Source organism: Calditrichota bacterium (assembly GCA_016867835.1).
In the GTDB taxonomy this organism is placed as follows: domain Bacteria; phylum Electryoneota; class AABM5-125-24; order Hatepunaeales; family Hatepunaeaceae; genus VGIQ01.
In genome coordinates, this window is sequence record VGIQ01000180.1 from 1 (window position 1) to 3,075 (window position 3,075).

3 protein-coding genes are annotated in these 3,075 nt (G+C 55.2%); 2 read left to right on the forward strand and 1 reads right to left on the reverse strand.

What is annotated here, in order from left to right; all coding sequences use genetic code 11:
- The first annotated feature begins 133 nt into the window (after positions 1-133).
- Positions 134-496: a hypothetical protein gene (locus FJY67_11760; protein ID MBM3330125.1), complete on the forward strand. Its 363-nt coding sequence runs from the start codon at positions 134-136 to the stop codon at positions 494-496.
- 62 nt (positions 497-558) lie between these two features.
- On the opposite strand, the gene FJY67_11765 is transcribed toward FJY67_11760, so the two are convergent.
- Positions 559-759 (reverse strand): hypothetical protein, encoded by a 201-nt coding sequence (locus FJY67_11765; protein ID MBM3330126.1) that lies wholly within the window; start codon positions 757-759, stop codon positions 559-561.
- Positions 760-861: 102 nt separating this feature from the next.
- Here FJY67_11765 and FJY67_11770 point away from each other — a divergent pair, with 102 nt between their 5' ends.
- Entirely contained in the window at positions 862-2,886 is a 2,025-nt protein-coding gene (locus FJY67_11770) for a hypothetical protein (protein ID MBM3330127.1), read from the forward strand.
- Positions 2,887-3,075: the final 189 nt, after the last annotated feature.

A 3,075-nucleotide genomic window follows, 5' to 3' on the forward strand; every position in this document is an offset into this window, starting at 1 on the left:
TATTTTGTGAAAACCTTGCCTCGGGCTACGGCTCGGGCTACGGCTCGGGCTACGGCTCGGGCTACGGCTCGGGCTACGGCTCGGGCTTAAGCAGCCCGGGCACACTATCAATCCAAACTGAACGGAGAATGGTATGAGCTCGAGAACAAATTTGTCGCTGGCAGCGCTGGCTCTGCTGGCGGTCTTCACCCTCTTCGCCGCGCCGTCGGAGGCTTGGGCGGTTGACTTCACCGTCTATGTTTATGAGGATGGTCCGGACCCGGTGCAAAACGCGGCTATGAAGGCGCGATTCCTGATCGATGACCAATGGACCGATTGGCTCGATCCCGTGGAAGGACCGAATCCTGGTGAGTATCACTGGGAGATACCAGAGGAGGCAACTGATATTCAGATTGGGGTGCCTTCTTATCTTGAGCCAGTTTCCCCCAGTGATCCGGTGGTGGAGCTGCCTGTCGAGCTGATGACCCTCAACTGGGAGGTTATCGACAATCGCTGATGGCGTTTGCAGGGGGCGGCGCTACCAGCGCCGCCCCCTGCAAACTTGCAATTTTTCCCATTCTACCCACCCAAGCACATTTCATTATGAAAAGACCCATCATCTTTCTGTCGAGCCTGCTGATGTTGGCTGCGAATGGACGCGGGCAGCCCCGTGAGGCATGGATAAGGTACTTCGAAATTGACCAGAATCGCAATAATTTTTTCGATGTATTTCAAACCCGCGATGGCGGCTATATTTGCGTTGGACAGGGCGGCAATCAAAGTCGCGCGCTAAGGTTTCTTATCATTCGAACCGACTCAGAGGGGCGTCAAATCTGGAATCGCTGCTATTACCCTTTCGATGCCCAGTCCGGATCCTGTGAATTGAATTCTGTCATTCAGACTGATGATGGCGGATTCGCTATCGCCGGACCTGCACAATTGGATGGAGTGCCCAGGTTTTATGGCGCCAAGTTAAATGCTAATGGCGAAACAGTTTGGGAGCAGAATTATGGAGAACCACGGGGGGCAAGCCGTACCGTGATAGAAACCAAAAGCGGCGATCTACTATTTGGAGGCAGCACTAGCGGTGATCTTCGGTCAGGACTGGCGATGGCGATTTTGGTTGCTCCGGATGGAGCGCCGATTTGGGATTGCCGATTTGGATCCGAGGGCGTATTCAACACCGTCCGGGCTATCCGCGAGGTCGAGGATGATGGCTATTATTTAGGTTGTTATGATGGATCTGATGGTGGCGGACAAAGGCTAACCAAAATCAATTTCAATGGTGAGATTCTCTGGAGCCAGCAATATGAGCGCTCCGGCTCACTGAACGAGCTCATTTCTATTCCGAACAGCTTCGTGATGACGGGGCATTTGCGTGGAGAACCACTAATACGAGTAGTTGACCGTGACGGAAATCAAGTATGGCAACGCACATACGGAAGAGGCGAGCAATATTCTCAGGGCTTTAGTTTGGCTCGACTTTCTGATGGCGGTTTCTTGATGGTTGGGCAATATAATGACGCAATGGCCATGATACTTCGCACCGATCCGGCGGGTAATCTGCAGTGGCGCAGCGAAGTCCAAGGCCATTATTGGTATCGATCGGTTGTCTTGGATGCGAACGGTTTTCCTGTAATCGCAGGACGAGCCGGTAGCCAAGCCCTCCTGCGAAAACTGTATTCTGACCGCTCACCGCCGGTGATCATTGAGCGCTTTCCCGCCGACAGCCTGCTCCGCGTCCTGACCGGCGATACGCTGCTATTTTGGGTCCACGCGGTCGATTATCAGGGCGATCGCATCAACTACCTCTGGCTGCGAAATGATGATGAAGTCTCACGCGATTCTTCCGCCCGGATCGACTTCCCCGAACGAGGCGAATATCGGGTCGAGTGTCAGGTTTCAGACACGCTGCCAGGGCGGCCCGCGCATTGGGCGGTCGAGGCACACGACCTGCTGATTGAGGCCTACGAACCCGACATGCACTATCTCTCGATCCAGCGCAACAGCGAAATCGACTTCTCCCTCGACTCCATCGCCTACATCGGGGAAAGGGAGAATCTGCGGTATGAATGGATGATTTACGACTCGGCAACGGTGAGATGGGAAGAAGTGGCAGGGGATGACCGGATCGGAATCCGGTCCTACGCGTTCGACCGGACGGGCGGGTACTCTATGAAAGCCAGGGTCTTCGACCCGAATGTCGATCCCGTGCCTGCAGACAGCGTCCAATGGGCGATTCAGGTGCGGGGCGTTATTCGGGCATACGAGCCGAATCTTCCCGAAATATCCCTCGAGCCTCGTCAGGAAGCGACCTTCGAACTGATTCCCTTCAATGCCAACAACGACTCCATCGAGTTCTGGTGGACGCTGAACGAAGCCGACACCTTGTCTACTCAGTCCACTTTGTCCATTTCATTTCAAGACACCGGCAGATACGTTGTGAGCGGGTATGCGAGAGAGCGGGTGAGCGAGGAAGAGTGGGAGGAGGATGTGCAAAGGTGGGCGGTGAATGTGGGAATGCTGAGTGTGGATGATTTTGGGTTGGATTCCGGCTTTCGCCGGAATGATGATCCCCTCAATATCTCGATTGCTCCGAATCCCTTCAACGATCATGCGACGGTGACAGTTGACCTTGGAGGGCGGGCATTCCTGCCTGCCCTAAGGGCGGACAAGAATGTCCGCCCTCCAAGAGCGCAGGTGGGGGGTCTCATGCCCGTCCGGATCGGCCTCTACGCGATAGACGGCCGGGAAATCCTCCGCCTCCACGACGGCCCTCTATCCCCGGGAAGCCATACTTTCGCACTTTCGCACTTTGGCACTTTCACACTTCCCTCCGGCATCTATTTCCTGCGCCTTCAGTCCGGCACCAAATCCCTCGCTGTCAAGGCGGTCATGATGAGGTAGCCTTGCAGGACGTTTCATGGGTGTTAACGTAGGGGCCGAAACCGCCGTAGGCGCTTCGTGCCTGATAGCAGAGAAGCGGAGCCAGTCCGAATACGCGGGCAAACTATTTTTGGGCGGGCTCGCAAAAACCCTTGACAACTTCCTCTTGCAGCCGTATTTTGTGAAAACCTTGCCTCGGGCTACGGCTCG